General features: G+C 33.0%; 13 protein-coding genes. 5 read left to right on the plus strand and 8 right to left on the minus strand.

Annotated features, from left to right (window positions below; all coding sequences use genetic code 11):
* Positions 1-3: 3 nt before the first annotated feature.
* The 4 genes from dptH to ASC72_RS13505 are packed head-to-tail and all read right to left on the minus strand — an operon-like array spanning position 4 to position 8,773.
* Positions 4-5,187, minus strand: a complete 5,184-nt coding sequence (gene dptH / locus ASC72_RS13490) for a DNA phosphorothioation-dependent restriction protein DptH (RefSeq protein WP_056191538.1) — start codon at positions 5,185-5,187, stop codon at positions 4-6.
* On the minus strand, positions 5,159-6,631 hold the full coding sequence (gene dptG / locus ASC72_RS13495; protein ID WP_056191540.1) for a DNA phosphorothioation-dependent restriction protein DptG: 1,473 nt from the start codon (positions 6,629-6,631) through the stop codon (positions 5,159-5,161). Before dptG ends, dptH begins: the two co-directional genes overlap by 29 nt.
* Complete coding sequence (gene dptF, locus ASC72_RS13500; protein WP_056191543.1) at positions 6,628-8,367, minus strand: DNA phosphorothioation-dependent restriction protein DptF; 1,740 nt, start codon at positions 8,365-8,367, stop codon at positions 6,628-6,630. The genes dptG and dptF overlap by 4 nt, the downstream gene beginning before the upstream one ends.
* A gap of 49 nt (positions 8,368-8,416) precedes the next feature.
* Positions 8,417-8,773 (minus strand): helix-turn-helix domain-containing protein, encoded by a 357-nt coding sequence (locus tag ASC72_RS13505; protein WP_241775700.1) that lies wholly within the window; start codon positions 8,771-8,773, stop codon positions 8,417-8,419.
* 398 nt (positions 8,774-9,171) lie between these two features.
* Between ASC72_RS13505 and ASC72_RS13510 the strand changes: the two genes are divergently transcribed.
* The 3 genes from ASC72_RS13510 (at position 9,172) to ASC72_RS13520 (ending at position 16,268) form a co-directional block, all read left to right on the plus strand.
* A complete protein-coding gene (locus ASC72_RS13510; protein WP_056191544.1) occupies positions 9,172-12,192 on the plus strand; it encodes a SusC/RagA family TonB-linked outer membrane protein in 3,021 nt (1,006 codons plus the stop codon).
* A gap of 10 nt (positions 12,193-12,202) precedes the next feature.
* Entirely contained in the window at positions 12,203-13,588 is a 1,386-nt protein-coding gene (locus ASC72_RS13515) for a RagB/SusD family nutrient uptake outer membrane protein (RefSeq protein ID WP_056191546.1), read from the plus strand.
* A gap of 61 nt (positions 13,589-13,649) precedes the next feature.
* The gene (locus tag ASC72_RS13520; RefSeq protein WP_198528498.1) at positions 13,650-16,268 is read left to right on the plus strand and encodes a S9 family peptidase; all 2,619 of its coding nucleotides are present in this window, start codon (positions 13,650-13,652) and stop codon (positions 16,266-16,268) included.
* A 63-nt stretch (positions 16,269-16,331) separates the two neighbouring features.
* On the opposite strand, the gene ASC72_RS13525 is transcribed toward ASC72_RS13520, so the two are convergent.
* The 4 genes from ASC72_RS13525 to ASC72_RS13540 all read right to left on the minus strand — a co-directional run bounded on the left by ASC72_RS13525 (position 16,332) and on the right by ASC72_RS13540 (position 19,107).
* Positions 16,332-16,607 (minus strand): hypothetical protein, encoded by a 276-nt coding sequence (locus tag ASC72_RS13525; protein ID WP_056191550.1) that lies wholly within the window; start codon positions 16,605-16,607, stop codon positions 16,332-16,334.
* A gap of 103 nt (positions 16,608-16,710) precedes the next feature.
* Positions 16,711-16,965 carry a hypothetical protein gene (locus tag ASC72_RS13530; protein ID WP_131725816.1) on the minus strand — a complete coding sequence of 85 codons (255 nt, stop codon included), beginning with the start codon at positions 16,963-16,965 and terminating at the stop codon, positions 16,711-16,713.
* Between the two features lie 124 nt (positions 16,966-17,089).
* The gene (locus ASC72_RS13535) at positions 17,090-18,604 is read right to left on the minus strand and encodes a MauE/DoxX family redox-associated membrane protein (protein WP_056191553.1); all 1,515 of its coding nucleotides are present in this window, start codon (positions 18,602-18,604) and stop codon (positions 17,090-17,092) included.
* 212 nt (positions 18,605-18,816) lie between these two features.
* Positions 18,817-19,107: a hypothetical protein gene (locus ASC72_RS13540; protein WP_056191555.1), complete on the minus strand. Its 291-nt coding sequence runs from the start codon at positions 19,105-19,107 to the stop codon at positions 18,817-18,819.
* A gap of 342 nt (positions 19,108-19,449) precedes the next feature.
* On the opposite strand from ASC72_RS13540, the gene ASC72_RS13545 reads away from it, so the two are divergent.
* Positions 19,450-19,842, plus strand: coding sequence for a hypothetical protein (locus ASC72_RS13545; protein ID WP_056191959.1), 393 nt, complete (start codon positions 19,450-19,452; stop codon positions 19,840-19,842).
* Positions 19,827-21,095: a relaxase/mobilization nuclease domain-containing protein gene (locus ASC72_RS13550; RefSeq protein ID WP_056191558.1), complete on the plus strand. Its 1,269-nt coding sequence runs from the start codon at positions 19,827-19,829 to the stop codon at positions 21,093-21,095. The genes ASC72_RS13545 and ASC72_RS13550 overlap by 16 nt, the downstream gene beginning before the upstream one ends.
* Positions 21,096-21,232 lie beyond the last annotated feature (137 nt).

Here is a 21,232-nt window from a genome sequence, read left to right on the forward strand (position 1 = left end):
AATTTATTTTTTGATGTTCAATAACTCCCAAAATGCTTTATCCTTAATCAAAATTGGTTCAGACCCAGCCAAATTAACAATACTTTGGTGCTTCTCTAAACCTTTGATGGTTTTAATCAAATTCTCTTTTTGTAATTTACTGTCTAATGAAAATAGAGATTCGACCTCTTTCATTTTGATTTCATTTACCCTGTGGATAACCCAAGTCAGAATATAATTGGAGTATTCATTTTCACTAGTAGCAAAATGGTTTAAAAATTGAGTAGAAAGTATAGTTCCAACACCAAATTCTCGTCCTTCTTTTAATATTTTTCTAATAGAATTGAAATTTTTACTTAAGAAATTATCAGCTTCATCAACCAAAATCATCTTCTTAATCTGACGATTATTTCCCTTTATTAAACTATGACCGTGTCGTTGCATTTGAGTATAAAAAGCATCAAGGGTAATAGCGACGATCAAGTTTTGAATAGATTCATCATAACCGGATAAATTAATCACTACAACACCTTCAATCAAAGAATAAAGAGATTGTGTTTTAGTAACATCAGGCTCAAAGATTTCAAATTCAGAAAGATTTGAAATAGCAGCGTACAAACTGTCTTGTGAGTTTTTTTCACTTCCTAAATAAATATCACAAACATCACCCAAAGTTGGAGGATTTCGTGTCCAGGAATCTTTAATGGCCTTATGGATGCCTTTGTCTTCATATGCTTCAACGATAACATCCCGTAAACGTTGTTTTTGAACATTTCCTAAATTAAAGGCATTGGCAATAGTCTCCTTTAAATCATTGGCCGTATGAAGAGGCAACATTGGTTTTGATGATTCACTAGCATCGAGTGCCAAAGGATTGTATGGTAAATGGTACGGATTCAAGACCGTTGCATTTGTTTTCGAAACAAAATCTTCCTTAATATAATCTCCCTTATAATCAAAAATTAAAATTCCGAGTTTTTCATCTCCAATATTTTTATTGGAATCACTATTTAATTGTGTTATAAGTGACTTAGTAAATTGTGTTTTTCCAGTACCCATTGTGCCAATAATACCGGTGTTAGTATGCATTACTTTGTTGGTATTATTAGGTTCCCAATAAATAGTTTTTAAACTATTCAAATCAGTGCCAAATTCAATCTCAATTCCTTCACCACTATTATTAACTAAAAGTATTTCATCTGATTTAAAACTTTCTATTGGCTTTGCAGGAAGTTCATCTGGTCTATTATCCTCTTGTTCAAATGATTCTTCATCTAAAAGGTCAACAGGTGTAAATAACTCTAAATTTGCGTTTGAAAAGGTATTTATTAATAAGTAGTCCTTATCAATGGTAGTTTCGGTGCTGTGAAAGAGAAGAATTAAATCATCGATTGATTTTACAAGAAAGTTATATCCATCAGCTTCTTGCAGATCTACCCTCATATATTCTTCGGTAACGCTAATTTTTCTTTTAAAGACATCATTTCCAAAATGAATCAATCCAAAAGTTCCAATTGTATTGTTTAATCGATTGCTTATTGTGAAGTTATTATTCAATAAGTCATTACGATAATTTTTGGTAATAGTATCCCAGTTTTGATTATCCCATACGTGAAAAAGTTTCATTTTCTCAGCATTGGTAAGGGCAATTTTGGCAAAGAAATTTTTGTAAAACTCACTTAAAAAACCTTCTCTGTTTAAGTGTTCATAAAGTAAATGAGCGGTGCGTTTACCTTGATCAATTCCTTTTTTTACAATACCTAATCCGCCTATTTTTAATTCAACAGGGTATAAGTGCATTAATAATTGATTTTCAAATTCTTCCAATCCGATAAATAATAAATCATCACTAAAAGGACCGATCGCACCAAGATTTTTAGTAGAAAACAGACCTTCTCCCATATTTAATCCGGCATTACCGGAAACTCTTAAAATTTCTTCTAGTGAGATTGGAATCCAAATAATATTAGGGTGATGCAAAAAAGTTAATGAAGTTTTAATACCAGACAAAAGACTTAATTTTTCTCTTGGAAACTGGCTGTGTTGACGAATTAATTTCAATAGCCATTCGCCATTGATAGCATTAAAAAAATTAATGATATTAATTGTATCTGTAACCGCATTAAATTGGACTTGATGTTTCTCTAAAAATTCTTTAACAACAAATTCATACTGACTGGTTTTTCGGCTGACGGTTATAGCATCATACCCATTAGAATTATTGTATTGGTCGCTATAATGAATGATAACTAAATTCTTATTCTCCTTAAAAAAATCTAAATCAACCTTCGGATCAATATATGTTACCCATTGTGAATCATGGTATAACTTTTCTAATTGTTTTTTAATATCATAATCAATAGTGGTACAAAGTGCATTGTTACGGCCATAAGGGTCATTATTAGACGCAACGCGAACAAATGAATTAAATAAAGAAGTGAGTTTTATTAATTCATTTTGATGTTCAGGCAAATCCAATGTACCAAATCCAGTCCTGTAATTTTCATGTCCAGGAGTAGAACCAACATCAGCCATTAATCCATTAAAAGAAATGCCGGTTTTCACCAAACTCATTTCGTCATACGATTTTTCAGTTTTAGTTACATCAAACTGATAAAAAGTAATATGGGCATACTCGTAATTCTCTGATTTTTTTGGCTGCTTTTTAGAATAGAATTTTACTCGTTCAAGAAAAAAATTCAAAAGGTCTTCCTTTTCAAAATTTTTTGTTTTCAATTCTATCTTCAAATGTTTTTCGATATCATCAACTCTTTCGTAAAAAGTTAGTTCTTCAAATTTGGTAACTAATTTTTCAGAACCATAAATACTTACTTCAATAGGCAGTAAGTCAGTCAAACGCTTAGTTAGATTACTGTTTAAATATTTTCTGTAATATTCAAATATTCCATCTACAACTTCTCTACAATCACCAAGATTTATAACATTGATTTTTATGGGTGATTTTTTAGATTGATCAAAAAGAAATTCAAAATTTGTGGTAAAATCCTTAATCTTGTCTGTAACTAAATTAGATACAAAACTCTTTGGTACAGCTTGCTCTGAATTTAAATAAACAGTATAATAAAGCCATTCTGGCGAATGACTTGATTCGATTGGTATATAGATTTCATTTGGTTTTCCTTCAATATAAGGAATCAAATTACAAGGGCTTAAACGTTTTAAGATAGCATTATAAATTTCTTCATTTTTTAGGTCATTATTTAATTGAAGTTGATACGCTATATTGAGTGGATGTAAGGGAGTAAATTTAATTTTTTCTTCACCGCCAATTTCTTTAATAACCCCTAACCATAAAAGATTTTTTTGTTTATAGGTTAACGGCTTGTTTTCTTCTAACTCTTCCAATTGCATTATAAAGCAGCTAACGTATTCCAGTGCAATTTGCTTCAATTCTTCATTCAGGTATACTAAACTAGGCTGTGTTTCTTTAGTTTTATAATAAGCTCTGAGTTTATTAAAAGCTAATTTCACATCATCACTCAATTCTAAGTCATTAGTAGTAATGGTATTTTCATTGCCTAAGAGCCATGAGTATCCTTCAGAATTTATAATTTGTTCTTCCTGTATCAAATTATTTCTAAATTCACCACTAACCGTTTTTTCATTATTTTTAAACAATAGTTTAATTATGGTTCCTTCTTTTTTATATTTAAAATCAAGACAATTAACTCTTTTTTCTTTCCATACATCAAGTCCTGATATTGGTTTGGGTGCCTCAAAATCAGTTTTAAAAGCAATAGGTATTATAACATCAAATAAATCTATTTTAAAATGAATCAGATCCTCCTGAGCCAGAGAATAATCATAGTTCAGTATTAATTTATTTTCTTCATTTATTTTGAAAGTTGTGTCTAAACTTAAAATCTCAGTAGTCGGTATTTCACCATCAGGATTAAAAACTAATACTGGACTTTCCTTTATTTGAAGGTAAGAGTTTGATTTTTGTATATTTAACTGAAAGTTTCCTTCAAATTGCGAGATAACATTTGGCTTAAATGGCAGATGCAATATCTTGATTACATACTTTTTATCCGTTTCAGAATCTTTGTACTCAATTAAAGTAAATAGATTGTTAGCATCCAATTCCTTAAATTCAATAACAATACTGAATCCGCTATTGGTTACACCAATGTTTTTTGAACCCAGCTTAATGTTAAGTCCTTCTTTTTTTATAAATTGATCATATTTTACATTTATCTTGAATGGAAGCTCTAATGAAGGGTTAAACACAATAAGATTTACATTCCTCTTTTTAGATACTGAATCACCATCAGTATTATACCATAAGGTTTGAAGTAAATTATCCCCTTCAATATTCTGAAATACAGGTGGAGCTTTTTCTTTCTCCTTGTCCATCCATTTAACTATTTCCGAATAATCAAAATCATGCCAGTCCTCTTTTATAATTCTGGTAAGCGCTGCACTTGGTAAATCTTGTTCTAAATCAGAAGCAGGATTTCCGTTTAAAAAAATATTTTCAAATTTTTCATAAAGACTAAAATTACTAGTCAAATCTTTTGAGAGGTCACCATGTTTACTGCCTAATTCTTCTTGCGAAAAAAGCCCTAAAAACCGATAATCTTTTAAATCAATAGTACCTTTTTGCAATGAATTAATAACTTGTTCATAATCAAAAATAGAGTTATTGTCTTCAACAACACTTTTTGTTTTTCTATCTAATACAGATTTTAAAATTTGCTGCTCGTACTTTTTTAAAGTAGAATTATTTTCAATATCATGTTCTATTTGATTTTTAAATCTTGAATAATGCAAAGGCATTCCTTCTTTGATTAAACTACCGCTGCCACCTAGCAAACTATCCAATTTCCCGCTAAATAAAATTAGAATAGCAGTCCCTTCGAAAATATCATTTTGGTCAGCTACTTTATTTCTAAGCATGGTGAAGTAATCCTCAGACGCAAAAGTACTGGAAGCTATAATTACTTTAGTTTCATCAATTAATAAACAAAAAGTAGTGTACGCTTCGCCTCCTTCAGGATGAATATATGAAAATGGCTCAATAGTTACCGTTGAAGAGTGTTCTAACGACTCATAAAGAAATTCAATATTTTCCTTGTCTTCCAAATATAGGTTGAAACGATCGCCAGGTTGAATTTTCTGGGATTTAAAATATCCGATTATTAAATTCGAAACATATTTATATAGTTGACTTGACGTATTGTGCATCTCCGCTATCACTTTTTTTCTCTATTAAATTAATTTTTTCAAACAATTTGGTAATTTCCAATTTTGTCGTTTCATCAAAGACAATACCCCTGTCTTTAAATTTATCCCATAATGTTTTTAGTCGGATTTTATCTTCACTTCCAATACATATTCTTGTTAGGAATAATAAAAGTTCTTGTGATAAAACAGTTGTATTACCTAATCTTCCTCTGAACTTAGTGTAATTTACTTTACCAAACTGCGAATACCACTTTGAATAGTCGCTATAAGGTTTGCTTCTGGACGAGTTTTCAAATTGGTATTTTATTTTAAACCAAAGTGAATAAATATTTTGAAGTATATTATCTGAAAGATTGTTATAAAATAAATCAAGCTCCAATAGTCGTTCACAATCTGTCCAGTTTTTTCCTGTGTCAAAAACGGTAATATTTTCTGTGTAAAAAATGATTAATTCATTTAAACAATCTTGAAATTTTTCTTTTTCATCAGGACTCAAGCTGTTGCAAATATTTATAATGTTTTGGTAGTCTTCAACTGGTTTTCCATCAACATAGATATAATTTAATAATTCTATAGTGTTTACGTGGGCAAAAACCGATTCTGAACATTTGTTTAATTGTTTCCAACCAACTGTATGACTTAGTAATCTGGTTTCCGATATAGTTTCCCAATCCATTGTGTAATAGATAGGTTTTATTTTTGCTTTTGAAATACCAAAATCATTAAAACGAAGTATTAACTGATTTAAATAGTGAAAATAATAATATTTAAAAAAGTCTTCAACGTGCTTTAATAGAAATGAATTATTTTTTGCTAAAAATGCAAAGTCCTCTACAAAACGATCCTTTATTTCTGGAAATAAATTATGATAAGTTAAACCCTTTGATTTAGATGTTAAAACGGATAATTCAGGTAAACATTGAAGTATTAATTGATGCAATATGTTTTCATGATTTGTATCCTCATCTAAACTATTTGGATCAAAATTGTCATTTAAAAAAACATCAAAAATAAATTTTGAAACTTCTTTGATGGCATTATTAGAATTAATAAAATTCATATAAGAAAGAGTCTTAATGTTGAATTTTATTAATCCATTTTCTTCATCAAAGAATATTTTGGAAAGCATGTTTTTTAATTCCTCAATATTTTGAGTTTCAACTTTAGATATGGCTTTTTTTACAATAGTTTCTTTAAGCTCAATCTTGAAAGAACTATTAGTTTGATTCAATTCAACCTGTGATTTATTATTTAAAATTCTAAATAATTCACCAATAATACCTTGAAAGGATTTGAAATCTTCAGTAAAAGTATCACCGCTGGGATTCGTTTTAAATGGCAATAATCTTATTTGATTTCCAGTGACATGACTAAAAGTTTTGTTCTTAAAATATCTTTTTTCAAGACTATTTGATCCGGCTTTATTTAATTCTATTTGCATCATATCACTTGAAATTTATAGCCGCTAAAAGCGTCTTTGGAAAATTTGTAATCCACTGGTTTTCCAATATTAACTTCGTCAATATACAATGCGGCTTTATTGTTGTTCTGATTGATTAAAATATTGATGGAATTAACAAAATAAACATAGTTATTGTTGTCTTTTTTATTCGGCCTATATCCTTGCGAAATCATTTTCAGTATCTTAAACAAACTGAAATCGACATGAAGTCTTATAGTTTCTCTTTCATTATTTATTTTAAAGGACAAAGAAAATTCTTGTGTGAATTTATTTATTATGGAATCCTTTTTTTCTTTTAATGGATTCACATCTGGAATGACTTCAAAATCCTTAAATACCCTATACTGAGTTTGTTTTTTTCCAACATTTATAACGACTTTATCATCTGCTTTTGGGTCCCCATTCCAATTCCTGGCTGCATTTTCAACAAGGTTATATATTTTTTTAACATAACTAGGATTGTGATTATTATAATGAAAGAGCCAAACTAAATACTCATTATAATCAGTGTCTTTCAAATAATCTTTTTCAAAGTAGTTACTAAAGTAGTTTAACCTCATAAAGAATCGGGAGAGGTCAGGTTTTGAAATTGCTACCTTTATTAGTTTCGATTCAATTTTCTCCAAATATTCATTTTCAATATGTTTTGAAAAAATATCAAGTGCATTCTCCGCATTTATCAAGGTTAATAATACATCATCGGTAGCAGCATCTCTATGGAGACAAGGGTCCAAAGTCTCAATTTTTTCAAATAAACTGGAAAGCTCTGGATGCTCAAATAAATAGTTAGGAATTAAATTTGATATATATTGAGATCCATTCATTCTTTCGATTACTTTGAAATAATCAGCTTCATTAATTACAGATAGATCAACTGGGACGATTATGTCGTATACAAAGTTTAATAAAGTACGAATCGATACAATTTCTTTACTTTTAATGATGGATTTCACTATGAGTTGTGATACAATATTTCTGTTGTTCTCACTAAAGAGAAATTCGTAATTGTAAAGTATTGGACAACATAATTTATCGGAATTAATAACTTTATACTCTAGGTATGCTTTGTGAATTGTGTTTGCTGAATTATTCTCAACTATTTTTCCAAGTAGACTAGAAATTACTTTCGAGGTTGGTCCTTCTTCAGTCAATGAATACATATGATAATCTGTAAAATTGACATGGTGAAAATTACTTTTACTATCAAATTCATCATCATGAATTAAATCTGTATCTAATATTTTACTTGATGAAATATAGTTTTTTAAGAATTGAAATTCATCACCAAATTCCTCAATAAACTTACTTAAAGTACCTAAATTGATTGCTAAAATAATTTTGTCTTTTGATGCTGTTATATTGTCATCCCTAAATCCCTGTAATAATTTATAAAGTGTTTCATTGGAAGATTCATTTGGGTTGTGGGATTCTGTTGCATCATTATGAATTCTAAATTGTGAGATAATACTTTCTAACTCATCATGCAGATGCGAAAGTATATGTGATTTCCCATCACCAACATTGCCACAAACAAGCAATAATTGTGCATCAGCTTTCTCACTTGCCTTTGAAATGATTTTTTTTAATTTTTTCTCGACGTCTCGTTCAATATGTAGATACTTTTTAAACCCATTTAAATTTGAATAGGCACCTTGCGCAATTGCATATTTAGATGATTCTCTTAATTTTTGTAATTCGATTAAAAATTTATTTTCCATTCTTATTATTTTTTCAAGGAGGTTTCAGAAATTAAATTTTTTATTATTTCTAAATATTATCTTCAAAATCAAATAATGATTTTGGATTTATGTTTAATCCATTTGAAAGTTGTAAAATAGTTGACAATTGAATGTTTATCTCCCCTTTTTCAATCTTACTAATGTTACTATGATCTATGTCGCATCTTTGAGCTAATTGTCTATAACTCAAATTTTGTTCTGTTCTGAATTTTTCGACTTGCTTACCGAATGCAAGCTGAAAATCAGTTTTTTTTATAATATTATTCATCGCTTTTTTTATTAAAGCAATTTCAGTAGAAACATAAAAAATAGTGTGGGTTTTTAACACCACATTTAATATTTTTGTTATATTTGCAACTAATTGTATACATTTGCGATTCTTCATAAAAATAATTTGAAGCATTCGCTTAGAATCTCGACTTGAAAACTGGAAATTTAAAAGGAACGAGAGGATAAGTAAGATGCTCACGCCTATGGCGTGGGCTCACTTATTGTTCCTCGGTATTTCCAGTACCTCAAGTCGATAAGCTGAGTTCCGCGCCTTTTTTTATGCTTAAAAACTCACTTACGACTCTTAGCATTTCGACTTCAATTTTCCTTTAAGTTTCGCATCAGAAAAGTCAAACCTTTTAAAAAATATCATTGCCTGTGGATTAAATAATTTCTTTTATGTTTATTAAGCCGTCTACTTAATACATAAAAAACGATCCTCTACTTCGTCGCCAAACAACCATAGAGGACCGTAGCTAATCAAATCACATTTAACTAACCAATCCCAATATTATGAATAATTTTTCATTTTACAAGGATGGGAAAGCTGTTTATTGCCTGTTTTTTATGGGTATATTCTTGACTTTTTCATCTGTTCAAGCCAAAAATTCCAATCGGACTGGCTCTTCATTTTTCCAACAACATCAAATTCAGGGTACTGTCACCGATGGTACTAACCCTTTGCCCGGAGTTACAATTTCCATAAAAAACAGAGTTAATGTTAATACTATATCGGATTATAGTGGACAGTATGCTATATCTGCGTCCGCAGATGATGTATTAATAGTTTCTTTTATAGGTTTTAAAACAGCCATAATTCCAGTTCAGGGAAGGACCAGTATAAATATCAAATTAGAATTTGATACCACTACTCTACAGGAAGTGCGGGTGAATGCTGGATATTACTCCGTAAAGGAAAGCGAGCGTACAGGAAATATTGCTCGTATAACCGCAAAAGATATTGAAACGCAGCCTGTAACCAATGTACTTGCTACTATGCAGGGTCGAATGGCAGGTGTCAACATTGTACAGAATACAGGCGTTCCTGGTGGTGGCTTTGACATTAAAATACGTGGTCAAAACAGTATTGGCAGTGATGGTAATTCTCCTCTTTATATAATCGACGGAGTGCCTTTCGGCTCCGATCCAATTGGCTCCAATTATACGGGTACAACATTTCCAAATGTAACAAGTCCGCTCAACAGCATTAATCCCGATTCCATAGAGAGCATTGAAATACTAAAAGATGCCGATGCTACCTCTATCTATGGTTCGAGAGGCGCGAACGGAGTTGTACTTATAACAACAAAAAAAGGAAAATCAGGGAAAACAAAATACATCTTTACTGCCTCCACTGGCGCTGGAAAAGTTACTAAGTTTTTGAAACTTATGAATACACAGCAGTATCTGGCAATGAGAAAACAGGCATTTCTAAATGACGGTATACCTTACAACGACTGGGACTATGATGTTAATGGAACTTGGGATCAGAACAGATATACAGACTGGCAGAAAAAACTTTTGGGAGGTACCGCCCAGATCACTGAACTGCAGGGGAGCATATCAGGCGGTTCCGATAACACCCAATTCCTAATCAGCGGTAATTATCATACAGAATCTACCGTTTTTATTGGTGATTTTCTTTATAAAAAAGGCGGAAGCCAAATAAATTTGAATCACCATTCTGATGATCAAAAATTTAAATTAAATTTTTCAGCAGGCTTGAATCTTCAAAACAATGATCAGCCTTCCTACGATTTTACCTATGATGCTCGATCACTGCCTCCAAATGCTCCTGTTCTTTATCAGGCGGACGGTCAACTGAACTGGGAAAATGGAACTTGGGAAAATCCACTACGAAACATCAATACTAAATTTGAATCCAAGACAAATGACTTGGTTGCTAATACTGTGGTGTCTTATGAATTAATACCGGGTCTGACTGTAAAAAGCAATCTGGGATATACCAATTTGACAAATAAAGAAACAAGAATAATACCTTCAACCATTTACAATCCTGCCTACAATGTCAGCGCAGCCAATTCAGTAATATTCCTTAATAATACAGATCGTTCGTCATGGATTGTAGAACCACAAATAAACTGGAAAAAAGAAATATTAAACGGTAAACTCGATGTTATTCTCGGCTCAACCTTTCAAAACCAGAAAACCACAAGATTTTTTCAGTCCGGATCGGGATTCAGCTCTAACAGTCTCATTTACAACCTCGCAGCCGCATCAATTACTCGCGTACTTTTAAATGATGAAACTGAGTATAAATATCAGGCTTTTTTTGGAAGGCTTAATTACAATTGGCAACAGCGTTATATCATAAATCTTACAGCAAGGCGGGACGGATCAAGCCGTTTCGGTCCCGGAAATCAGTTTGCAAATTTTGGAGCAGCAGGTGTAGCATGGCTTTTTTCTAATGAAGATTTTCTTCATAACAGTTCATGGCTGAGCTTTGGTAAGATACGCTCCAGTTATGGAACAACGGGAAATGATCAAATCGGAGATTATCAGTTTCTAAATACCTATACCACCACAGGAGTTCTCTATAATGGTACTGTTGGTCTTAAACCCTCGAGACTATTTAATCCTGATTTTGGATGGGAAACTAATGAAAAATTAGAAGCAGCAATTGAATTAGGTTTCCTTCGGGACCGAATTTTTACCACAATAGCATGGTATAAAAATCGCTCTTCCAATCAGCTTGTAGGTGTTCCGCTTCCCGGTACAACAGGATTTACACTTTTACAGTCCAATCTTAATGCAACTGTTGAAAATTCGGGCTTGGAGCTAACACTTCGGACTATAAATTTAACTAAAGGTTCTTTTAATTGGACGACCAACCTAAACTTAACGTTTGCTAAAAATAAACTTATAGAATTTCCGGGACTTGAAAGCTCGCCTTATAATCAGCAGTATCGTATAGGACAGCCATTAAACATTGAGCTTCTTTATAAAAATAACGGGGTTAATCCGCAAACAGGAGTTTACGAGTTTGAAGACGTAAATAAAGACATGAGGATATCTTTTCCTGAAGACCAACAGACTATAGCAGATTTAAATCCAAAATATTACGGAGGAATTCAAAATCAGCTTACATATAAAAATTTAACCTTAGATTTCTTATTTCAGTTTGTAAAACAAAAAAACAGAAGCTACCCAATGGGACCAGCTGGTATGATGTCCAATCAGCAGGAGCGTATAATCAACAGCTGGCAAAATCCTGGCGATACCAAACCTTATCAAACTTATACAACAGGCTACAATAATGATGCGCTGACTGGTGATTATTTATATTCAGAAAGTGACGCATCAATAACCGACGCATCATTTATCCGATTAAAAAATATTTCCCTCAACTATAATGTCCCACTTCATTTAAAAGAAATACAATGCAAAATTATGCTGCAGGGACAGAATCTTTTGACTTTTACCAAATATAAAGATGGCGATCCTGAATTTACCAGCTACGGATTTTTGCCTCCCTTAAAAGTTATAACAGCTGGAATACAATTAACATTCTAAATCTATAACTATGAAAACAGTATATATTATAACAAAACACCTTCTCCTCAGCTACATTATTATAGCTATTTTTTCCTGCGATTCATTTGTTGAAGTTGATCTTCCAAAATCACAATTAACTAGTGTGGCCGTTTTTCAAGATTATGCTACTGCCGACGCAGCTCTTACGGATATCTATTCCAATATTAGAGACATTGGTATTTTAACAGGAACCGGATACGGTATTTCCAATCAGTTAGGAAATTACACTGATGAAATTACAAGTAATCAGAATCCAAATAACACTAGCTTAAATTTTTATAATAATGCACTCTTGCCCTCAAATACAGTTGTTAGCGGCTATTGGAATGCATCATATAATCAGATATATGCCTCAAATGCTATAATTGAAGGTGTCGAAATAAGTAATAACCTATCTGACCAGCAGAAAAAACAGTTAAAAGGTGAAGCGCTTTTCATACGCTCTTTACTGCATTTATATCTCGTAAATATTTTTGGTGATGTTCCTTATATTACCCAGACGGATTATAGAAAAAATAGTGTTGTTAGCAGAACCTCATCTGAAAAAGTATATGAAAATATAATTTACGATCTCAATGATGCTATTACATTACTATCAGACAATGGAAATGATTTTGAAAGGGTTCGTCCTGGCATATCTGCAGCAAAAGCCCTGCTCGCGAGAACTTACTTGTATAACCATTCATATCCTGAAGCGGCTAACATGGCTTCGGCTGTTCTGAATCAGGAAGACCTGTATGCTCTCGAAGATATCAATATGGTTTTTCTAATTACTTCTAAAGAAACAATCTGGCAGCTGCAGTCAGGCGAATCAGGGCGAAATACATTAGAGGCTTCTTTTTTTACTTTTACTTCAGGACCGCCTCCTCAGGTTTCCCTGAGCAATGAACTAGTAAATTCATTCGCTTCTAATGATCTCCGACGTACTCAATGGATAAAAACTGTCAGTGATGGAACATCCATATGGTACCATGTATATAAATATAAGGAAAACAACTCCACATCAGTTTCAAAAGAATATTCGGTTGTATTCAGGCTTGCTGAACAATATCTTATAAGAGCTGAGGCCCGCGCAGAACAAGGAGATCTTATTGGTGCCAAAGAAGATTTAAATAAAATCAGACATCGTGCCGGTTTAGATGATACCGATGCCATATCGAAACCAGAAATTCTGACTGCCATATTAAACGAAAGAAAATGGGAGTTTTTTACTGAGAGAGGTCATCGTTTTTTTGATCTAAAACGTTTTGGACAACTTGATAATGTTTTAAGCAATGTGAAGTCCGGATGGAATACTAGTGATAGTTTATTTCCAATTCCACAGACTGAATTAAGTGCAAACCCAAATCTTCGCCCTCAAAATCCCGGATATTAAATCACTAAGTATGTTAGCTCCTATTTTAAGAATTTATTATAAAGTCAAAAGATTTTGTTCTATGCCTTTTACAGCAGTTTTATTTTTATTTTTTATTTTGCCATTAGTAACCTGTCCCTCTTGGGGACAGGTGGTGCAAAAAAAACAGCTTACCCCTTTTGATTATCATCTCTGGGGCGAGGTTCATTTGGATAAAATTTCACCAGATGAACAATGGATAAGTTATAGCTTAACTTATGAAAATGGTGTTGATACAGTATTTGTACGCAACATTAACAATCTTAAAACCTATCATACTGCGGGTGGTTACAATACAAACTTTACCCGCAATCTTTTTTTTATATCTCAAAGCGGAGAAAATCTGGAGCTTCTAAATCTACAGACAGGTACATCGGAAACTATCTCAGGCGTTCATGAATATTCATACAACCAAGAAACTAATCATTTGATTTATTTAATTACATCAGATTCGAACAAGAATACCTTGGTAATTCGATCTCTGGCAGACGGCTCAGTTAAGGAAATACAGGAAGCTGAAAAGTATTCAATGAGTCCTAAAGGGAATTGGGTGGTATATAGCAGTATACTAAAGAAGAAAAAATTATTATCCCTAATTAATCTGAAGAAATTAAATACTGAAAAATGGATTCATATAGACTCCGCTGATCAGTTAGATGGTTTTACATGGCAGATGCAAGGAAATTCAATTTCGTTTCTAGCGAGCTCTGCAGGGGAAATTAGTAACATTTTTTTCTATAATTTAAATACTGATAAATTAAGCAGACTCAATCCGCAGACTCAACCAAATTTCCCCTCAAATACAGCTATCTTGTATCAGAAAGGTTCAGTTTATAACATCTTGATTTCCGCTGACAGTCAAAGAGTCTTCTTCCATGTAAAGGAAAAAACTTCTGATAAAACAAAAAAAACTGAATCAGACGTTGAGATATGGAATGGCAACGACAAATGGATTCACACCCAGGAAAAACATGTCGGAGATTTTAAAACATCGCCAAAAGTCGCTGTGTGGCAGCCTCCATTAAATCAGTTTAATCCAATTAGTTCGGAAGAACTGCCTTCGCTTATGCTTTCTGGAGATTTTAAATCCGCTATATTATCAAATCCTAAAGACTATGAGCCCCAGTTTGAAGATGAGGGCCCAAGAGATTATTATATCTTGGATCTGAGTACTTTTGAAAAGAAACTGCTTCTCAAAAGGCAATCCCTAATGACAGGTGCAATTATCCCTTCACCAAGCGGAAAGTACATTGCATACTTTAAAGAAAATAACTGGTGGGTTTATGATATTTCGACAGGTAGTCATAAAAATATTACAATTCGAACCGGAGCTAAATTTATTGCAAAAGAAAGACAGCTTGCACCTGAAACTTTCTGCGGTAGTCCGGGCTGGACAACCGGTGACAAAGAAATTCTAATTTATGATCAATATGATTTGTGGGCTATCTCGCCGGATGGAAATAACTTTAGAAAACTGACTCATGGACGAGAATTAAAAATCTCCTATCGAATAGCGAAACCTTCTGATAAAAAAGGCGGCGGTTATTTATACAATGGGCCAACGGCTGACGTTTATGATCTCTCAGCAGGTCTTTTTCTTAGAGCAAAAGATGAAGATCTAAAGACCGGGTATTATAAATGGAATGAAAAAACCGGTGAAAAACCGATTGTATTTGAAGACAGGTTTATTGATGAACTTCATTACAATTTTAATGGAAAACACATCTTCTACAGAAATCAAAAATTCGACAAATCTCCTGAACTTTTTGTAAAGAATCTTTTCGGAAAAACAATTTCTTTATTTGAAAGCAATCCTCAGCAGCAGAAGTATTTTTGGGGAAGATCAGAACTAATTAAATACAAAAATTCAAAGGGGGAAAATCTGCACGGTGCACTCTTCTACCCTGCCAATTATGATCCACAAAAGAAGTACCCAATGATTGTGGAAATTTATGAAATCGAATCTAAGAATCTTCACATTTATGATAATCCTACTCTTTACAATGAAAATGGTTTTAATATAAGCGTGCTTACAACTCAGGGCTATTTTGTTTTTTTGCCGGATATTATCCATGAGGATCAAAATCCTGGGATTTCGGCCGCTGATTGTGTTATATCAGGAACTAAAGAGGTACTTGAAAAAAAGATAATAGATCCAGATAAAATTGGTCTTGCGGGCCACTCATTCGGGGGATATGAATCTGCTTTTATTATTACGCAGACTTCGATCTTTAAAGCAGCCGTTGCAAGCGGTGCTATTACAGATTTAAACAGCTTTTTTTATACAGTAAGCCAGCTCTCTGGAAAGCCTGACATGTGGCGATTCGCAACCGAACAATGGCGAATGAAAGCAGCGCCCTATGAAGCTCCCTTGTCCTATAATGCAAATTCACCTATAACGATGGTCGATAAAATTACAACCCCGGTTCTTATATGGACTGGAAAGAAGGATGAGGTCGTTGATACAGACCAAAGTCAGGAATTCTATTTAGCATTACGCAGATTGCGAAAGCAAAACATAATGCTATTATATCCAGATGAAAGCCACCTTATCGTGAAGCCTGCAAACCAAAAGGATATATCTCAGAGGATACTAAACTGGTTTGATTATTTTCTAAAAGAAGACCATTCTTTTCAGTGGATCAATGATGGCATAGAATAACTTATTAAGGGTAGAGCAATTCAAAAAAGAACAGCAATACCCTTTTTAATATATAATAATGTCTTATGGCCGATACAATATTTCAATACAATTACCAGTATTATCTTTACCATAGGCAATTGGTCCGGAGGTAATTCCAAGACGGCAAATAAAAGGACTTAAATCACCGCAGTTGACCGGAATGTCCGTGCAATGCCCCTGTGCATTTATCACGTATCCTATCCTTGGAACAGCTATTTTTTCAAATACTTTCTGTGTATTTTTAGTTGCGATAGCTCCTAAAATCCCCAATATAGAAAAGCTAATTGGAAGTATATTTTTTAATAATAAATTTTGCATATCGTGATTTTTAAATTCAATTTATAATAACTTTTACCTAAAAACAATGCAGTTCCAAATGGAACTGCATTGCCCTTTTGATCTGAACTTTAGTACTTCCATCTTATGGGCGATACAATGGTTGCACACAGTTATTTTGTGCATCTTTGTTGTATGCCACGGGTCCTGAAGTAATTCCAAGGCGACAAAGGAAAGCGCTAGGGGTATCATCACAATTCACAGCTGTGTCTGTACATTTACCCTGAGCATTTGCAAGATATCCAATCTTAGGCGGAGCATCACTTTTCGATGCACTTTGCATAGATGTTGTTACAAAAGCTCCTGAAATTCCCAACACGGCAACAGCAATAGGCGCCATGTTTTTAATAAATAACTTTTTCATGATATTGAATTTTTAAATTATTATTTGATCTACTTTTTTTTACAGGTGTTCGATCTTTTTCCTGACACTGGCCAGTATATTTTTCATTTTCAATATGAAATTAAATAGATTTCATTTCTTTTTTAAGTACTTGTTGCAGTTCGTAAACCACTAGGTCATTGCCTACTAAGGCATACAAATGTGAAGGAGTCACAATAAAAGAATTAAGCTTATTACTTTCAGTGTGGTAAATTGGAAAACTCATCAAGTAGGAGTTCTTATTTAAATCATATACATCAATTATAAATGATTGTGCCCATAGCTTGTCATTTTCAAATTTTCCTTTTACCTGCGAGTGAACAAAAAGTAAATTTTTACAGACAGCAGCATGTGCATTGACAACAAATGGCGGTGAGGACATCGCGTATTGTTTTCCATTATCAAGTGATGATACTTTAATTTTAGCATGCCTGATTGTATCTATCGTATGGCTTCTATAAACCAATTTGCCCGTGTTTCCAATGACCATAAATTCATTGCGGTAGTAATACAGATAGATAATGTTTTTTAATTCTTCACTGAAGAGCATAGTCCCGTCTGTATCAAAAATTCCACCGCCCTGCGCCTGCAGCAGCTCTCTGCTGTATTTTATTTTCGGAATACTGTCGTTGTTGAAAATTCCCAGAACATTTGCCGCATTTTTTGCATTGTTGGATCTGAATATAACTGTGCTGCTATCAACCGGTGAAACTAAGGTAAAATAAGGAACCCCCTTAAGTTCTTTTGTTATTCTCCAGTGGCTTATATTTCCTCTAAATATAGCGGGAACAGAACCATCCGTCAAATAAAAATAGGATCCCTTAACTAAAATCTTTACGTTTCTAAAAGGTATCTTTTTAGGATCAAAAGCGATGGAATGTTTTACTAGATTTTGCATGCTGTCCATTGACAAAACATGCAGCGGATCAGTGTAATTTCCGAGAAATATCTTGCTGCTATTAGAACCCGCCAGATAAAAAGAATTAAACTTTAAATCCTTTGCAGAGCTGAACACAACCGGATGTTGTGTATAACGTCTAATGAATGGATTATTATGATGCATTATATCTTCAGAACTCAAAAATAAAATTATAACGCTACCGATGCTCAAAAAAACAATAACCGAAATCCATTTGATGGAACTAAAACGTCTCGATCTATTGCCAAAGTAGTCTGGGAAATCACTGCTGAATTTGATAGCTGTCATGGCGAGAATCATAAACACAATATTAAAAATCAAATGCACGTTCCAGCTCATCTTTTCCAATATCCCGCCGCATGAACAAGGAACAAAAGAACTATAATGCAATATGATAAAAATATAAGCAGTAAACATTGTCATCAAACTTAATGATGCTTTTAAGCCTGTCCTACGGCACTTGGGAATGATAAGCAGTGCCGTTATTGTCAGCTCAAATAAAGGAACCAGCCATGACACCCAGGAAGCAAATGCACTTAAAAGAGGTGATTGCCCTAACTGGACCTGAAAATTCTCAAAATCTAATAACTTACTTACTGCTGCATAAACAAATAGCAGTACATATAAAAGAGCAACAACTTCTACAAAAACACTTTTATAATTGAATTGAATTTTCATAATCAAAAAGTTTTACATGTGTTCCTTTTATACAATACAATCAGAAAAAGATCACATACAAATGTAGGAGTGTTATCTCAGAAAGATATAATTAAAAACGTGCCAAAAAGATTAAGAAACGTGCCAATTTCAATACACGATAACCTATTAAATGAAAAGCGTCTAATAAATTAATGCAATCTATTAAACGCCTATTTTTCATTTTTTTTTAACTATGCTTTACATGCGTCGCTCAAGGTTGTTAATTTTTGGTTGAGTTCTACAAGACCTGCTTTTTGCAGGCATTCATCGGAAAGATTTTTGAGTTCAGATAATCCTTCTTGAGAGATACTTGACAGCAGGCCGGCATCATCTTCCTTCAAATCCAATCCTTTGCCAATTACATGGCTGAGAAGTAGTACATTTTTGCGTGAAATTTTCAAATCAATCTTCACCACCTCACTCATTCCAGGGATACTCAATACTGTATCATACACCTTGGAAACTTCATCTTTTGTAATCATAATTTCAGCGTTTTATATTAATAATTTCCTGATGTAAAATTAAGAAGCTCCTCTGATATTATTCACTTCAAAATCTGGCGATGATTGTACAGCCTTTTAAGCTTTGCTAATTTCGTACTGTGATTAATAAGTCAAATTAAATTTTATAATTTTTAAACCGCAATTAATTAAATTTCATATTTAGCCATTTATTTAATAGAAGCTTAAAGATTGCCACGTTCCTGCAATCGGCCAGATGAACGGTTGTCGGACAACCGGATCTGGCTGATCTATCCTCGGAACTCGGGATCAGTGACACTGAGAAGCCAAAAAAGAGTTTGATAACAATGAAAATTAATGATGATGGAAAGAGAAAATTCAAACAGATCACGTAGAATTACCCTAAGACTGACACTGGAAGAATATGCTAAAATTGAGCGCAAATACAAAGAGAGTACGTGTCGTAAGCTTAGCGATTATATACGCAGGCATTTATTTAACAAGCCCATAACAACCTATTACCGAAATCAATCTATAGATGATGCTATGGAAGAAATTATAATAATGCGTAATGAGCTTAATGCCGTTGGGAACAATTTAAATCAGGTCGTAAAAAAGATGCATACCCTGCAGCAGATTCCTGAATTCAGAGAGTGGATTGTCCGTTATGAAGAGGAAAGAAAGATTCTTTTTCAAAAGATAAATGAAATTCAAAATCATATTTATAAAATCACGGAGATATGGTTGCAATTATAAAAACAAGCCATGCCATCAGAAGTGTTTTAAATTACAATGAAAATAAAGTACAAAAAGGTGTGGCAGAGTGTATCGGTGCAGGAAACTATCCCGTTGATGTAGAAAAATTAACTTATTTTGCAAAGCTAAATCGCTTTACAAAAAGACTTGCATTAAACGAAAATACCAAGAGAAACAGCGTACATATATCCCTCAATTTTGATCCGTCAGAACATCATTCCAAAGATAAACTAATGGGTATTGCGGAAGTATATATGGACAAAATAGGCTTTGGAAAACAACCCTATCTCGTCTATCAGCATCACGATGCTGGACATCCGCACGTACATATAGTTTCTATAAATATCGAAAGGGATGGCAGACGAATTGATCTGCATCATTTGGGTATAAGAAAGTCAGAACCTGCGAGAAAGGAAATAGAAAAATTATTTGGACTTGTAAAGGCAGAAGGGCGAAAAAACAGAGAGCAGTTTAATTTAAAACCCATTTCAATAAGCAGAGTTCGCTACGGAAAGATTGAATCCAAGAAAGCCTTAAGCAATGTTATAAACACAATAATAAATGAGTACAAATATTCTAGCCTTCCCGAACTTAATGCGGTACTGAAACAATACAATGTTTTGGCTGATCGTGGCAGTGAAAAATCAAGAGTATTCTTAGCTAGTGGACTAGTGTATAGAACATTGGATGAAAAAGGAAATCCTACAGGTGTTCCCATTAAAGCCAGTGATTTTTATTTTAAACCTACCTTAAAACTGCTGGGAGAGAAATTTAAGCAGAATCAAATAAGAAAAACATCCGACAAGGTGCGGGTAAAAAATGCTATTAATATGGCATTGCTCAGAGAGCACGCAATGCCAGTAAGCAAACTTGCAAAACTATTAGAAAAAGAGGGAATCTGTACTGTTTTTAGAAGAAGTACTGAAGGTATGCTTTACGGTGTTACATACATTGACCACACGACAAGAAATGTTTTTAACGGAAGTAGTCTGGGAAAAGAATACAGTGCAAAAGCTATAGAAGAAAGATGTGGATTAAGGGATGCAGTGAAAGATAAAAATAATCAGATGTATGAAAAATTGCCTTCTAAAGAATCTTTAATTGACAACCTTCAATATCAAAAAGAAAACTTAAATATTCCTGATCTGGTTAAGATATTGGATTTGCTGACACATGCAGAATATACTTCCGACTACATACCAAATCATTTGAAAAAGAAAAGAAACAAGAAAAGGAAAAGAGGACTTTCTTAATAATTAAAAAATAACTTAAGTAATAAAATTTTTTATTACATCCTGTTTATCCTCTTTATTTTACTTGCATATTAGTTTGCTCCTTTGATAAATTATTGCATTACTTGAATCTTTTTATTAAGCTTTTATTTTTGTAT

This window comes from Flavobacterium sp. Root420 (genome assembly GCF_001427905.1).
GTDB lineage: Bacteria > Bacteroidota > Bacteroidia > Flavobacteriales > Flavobacteriaceae > Flavobacterium.